Source organism: Lentilactobacillus sp. (assembly GCF_040773105.1).
GTDB classification, from domain to species: Bacteria; Bacillota; Bacilli; order Lactobacillales; family Lactobacillaceae; genus Lentilactobacillus; species Lentilactobacillus parabuchneri.
Window position 1 is genome coordinate 1 of record NZ_JAXGWW010000225.1, and the last position, 3,372, is coordinate 3,372.

Sequence of the window (3,372 nt, forward strand, 5' to 3'; positions counted from 1 at the left end):
CTTCGCAATCTATTGGGCTACGGGATCATTGGCGGGCTGTTTGAAACCGTTGGCCGTCTGCTGGATATGACAGCCACGGCGCCTTATTCACAGCTGACCAATATCCTCCATCTTGTGTTAGTCCTATCATTCTTCCTTCTGTTGGTATTTGTCGACCTCTTGATTGACTGGTTCTCACAGAAACATCTATTGTTCTTCGAAAGACTGAGTGGCACGGATACGAAGCCCGCTTAATTATAATTGTATATAGTAAAGAGGCAGGGCCAAAAGCTGATACTTTTGGTCCTGCCTCTTTTTGATAATGTCATATTATTCGGCTAAAGCGTTCGACGACGGCCGGCTGAACGCCTGCCTAGCCTACTTGGCAAGCGGCTAATTCCGACCATTTAAGCCAATGATACTCTGGAAGCTAACCGCTATGCCCCACACTCTCGAAATACTACAAAATATTTTCCTGAATCACATCATGTAATCGCTCAAACAAAATGCCTTCACGCAAGCCGCTGGTCGAAAACATGATTCGGTCTGAATCCAAATAATTCATTAATAAAATGACCGGAATTAAACCGCCAACAATAATGTCAGCCCGTTCCTTGTTAATCCCAGGAACTTTTTTTCGTTCCTCTAAATTCATTGCGATAATCCGTTCAAACGTCTCGTTGATCGAATCGTCCCGCAGCTGGTAGCCGTGGATATCATTGGTATCAAGGAGGTTATTAAAACGGCGATTGATTTTAGCCAACGTCCGGTTACTGCCACCCAAGCCGATGATCGGCAGGTTCAGCCCATTTCTGAGCCACCAGACACTTTGAAAAATCTTATTCACAAAAAGCATTGCTTTAAAGACTTCCTTGGCCGAAATCTCGTCCGCCAAATCAAATTTCGCTGATAAGGTCACTGAACCAATTGGAATACTAATTAAGTTACTGACCTTGCCATTTTGGACCAAAACGATCTCCGCACTTGCGCCACCGGTATCGATGATCACCGCATTGGTTGCCGGCAACGTCTCGCTGACGCCCACATAGTCAAAATACGCTTCTTTGGATCCTGAAATGACATCCAAATTAATTCCAATCTCATTTTTAACTCGTTTTAAAAATTGCTTCTGGTTGGTTGCTTGGCGAACCGCTGCCGTGGCCACTGCCTTAATCGTTAAGTGATCCAACTTGGAATAGATGTCCTTAAAGGACTTTAAAGCCGTTATCGTTCGTTCAATCGCCTCTGGCTGCAAAATTTTTTCAGCACCCATATTTTCCGATAAGCGAACGTACTGTTTTTCCTCAGCTACAGTCTCATACGTTCCATCACTACTAATACGACTAATCGTCATTCGTACCGAGTTGGAACCTAAATCAATCACCGCGAGATTTTCCATTACTGGTTGTCGCTCCCATCTTCATCATTGAACGGATCGGGCTGATTTTGTGGGCTCATCATCGGTTGGAACTGAGCACCACTCTTGGGACGTGCTTCACTTTGCTGGAGTTCTGTCAGTCTGGTTGCTTCGGCAGCAAACAGCTCTTGGGAATTCAATGGTTCACGTCCTCGTCGATCAACCCGCTTATAAACACCGTCTTTGTCCAACGTTCGAGTCTTAACATTATCATTCCACATTGTGTTATAGATGTCCACTACTCGTTGCGCCAGATCGGGCTGAAGAACTGGGAAAAGTTGTTCAACTCGACGGTTTAAATTCCGAGTCATCAAGTCGGCACTTGATAGATAAACTTCCTGTTCCCCATCAAAATTAAACATATAAATCCGGCTGTGCTCAAGGAATCGCCCAACGATTGAATGAACGGTAATATTGTCGCTGACCCCTTTAATCCCAGTCTTCAAGCAGCAGATTCCTCTAATAATCAAGTCAACGGTCACCCCAGCATGGGAAGCCTCGTACAACTTGGCAATCATGTCTTGATCGGACAACGAATTCATCTTCATCTGAACATGAACCGCCTCGCCTTGCTTAGCGCGCTTAATGGCTTCGGATAATCGTTCGGTGATAAATTCTCGAATCCCGTTTGGTGAAATATGAAGTTGGTGGAAATAGGGTGGTCGAGAATATCCTGACAACATATTGAAAATGTTGGTCACGTCAATGCCAATATCCGTGTTGCAGGTTAAGAGCCCCAAATCGGTATAGAAGTGGGCGGTAACGTCGTTGTAGTTCCCGGTTCCCATATGAACGTAGCGGCGAATCCCATTTTCTTCCCGGCGAACAACCAGTGAGAGCTTCGAGTGGGTCTTGAGCCCAACGAGCCCATAGATAACGTGGCAGCCCATCTTTTCCAGCTGACGGGCCCAATGAACGTTATTTTCCTCATCAAACCGAGCCTTAACTTCAACCAAAACGGTCACTTGCTTTCCATTTTGAGCTGCTCTGCCAAGGTACTTGATGATTGGTGAGTCACCGGAAACCCGATACAGCGTCATCTTAATCGCCAACACTTCACTATCGATGGAGGCTTGGCGGATAAATTCAACAACCGAATCAAATTTATCGTATGGGTGTTGCATCAACCAATCGTGTTTTTGAATCGCATCAAAAATATTATGATCCGAATCCAGTGCTTGCGGTTGATATGGCTTGTATGGCTGGTATTTCAAGTCATCGTGGCCCACCACTTTGCCGGCAAGCTTGCTCAAAAATGTCAGATCCAGCGGACCATTAACTTCATACACTGAATCTTCCGCTGTCTGGAGCTCTTTAACCAGTCGCTTGCGCAGCTTGTTGCTAATGGTCGAATCGACTTCCAAACGAATGACTTGACCGTGTTCCCGCAATTTAAGCTGTTGCTGGACCTTCTTGAGCAAATCCGAGGTGTCTTCTTCGGCGACATCCAAATCCATGTCCCGGATAACGCGGAAAATCGAAACTTCTTTAATCGTATAGTTGATGAACAGTTGATCAACAAATTGCTTAATAATATCTTCAATCAAAATAAAATCATTATCATTGCCCGGAAGCTTGACGACCCGGGAGAAAATGCTTGGCACTTGAAGTGTTGCGTACAGGGTCTTGCCGTCCTCATCGCCCTTTTTATTCAAGCGAAGCGACAAGTTCAATGAATCATTATTAATGAACGGAAATGGCCGTGAACTATCGTCAGCCATGGGCGTTAGAACCGGGTACAGTTCATCATGAAAGTAGCCCTTAATAAATTGATACTGTTGCGGCGTTAAATCGCCAACCTTCAGCAAACGAATTCCGACCTGATTGAGCGCGGGTAATAACGATCGGTTCAAGGTACTGTATTGTCGAACCAACATTTCATGCGCCTTAACGTTGACGTCGCGTAACTGTTCTTCGGCTGAACGACCGGATGAATCACGGCCATCCCATTTAACTTCAACTAATTTTGCCAGTGA

2 protein-coding genes and 1 pseudogene are annotated in these 3,372 nt (G+C 45.2%); 1 reads left to right on the forward strand and 2 read right to left on the reverse strand.

The genetic code is table 11. The features are described 5' to 3' along the window. Nucleotides 1–234: pseudogene (locus tag AB3112_RS09770) on the forward strand (teicoplanin resistance protein VanZ); the annotation flags it as partial. Nucleotides 235–439: 205 nt separating this feature from the next. Here the strand turns inward: AB3112_RS09770 and ppx are convergent. Together ppx and AB3112_RS09780 are read right to left on the reverse strand one after the other, a co-directional pair. Beyond that, entirely contained in the window at nt 440–1,378 is a 939-nt protein-coding gene (ppx, locus tag AB3112_RS09775) for an exopolyphosphatase (RefSeq protein WP_084973278.1), read from the reverse strand. Continuing rightward, nucleotides 1,378–3,372, reverse strand: a 1,995-nt coding sequence (locus AB3112_RS09780) for an RNA degradosome polyphosphate kinase (RefSeq protein ID WP_367334395.1), incomplete at its 5' end; no start/stop codon positions are given. The genes ppx and AB3112_RS09780, both read right to left, overlap by 1 nt.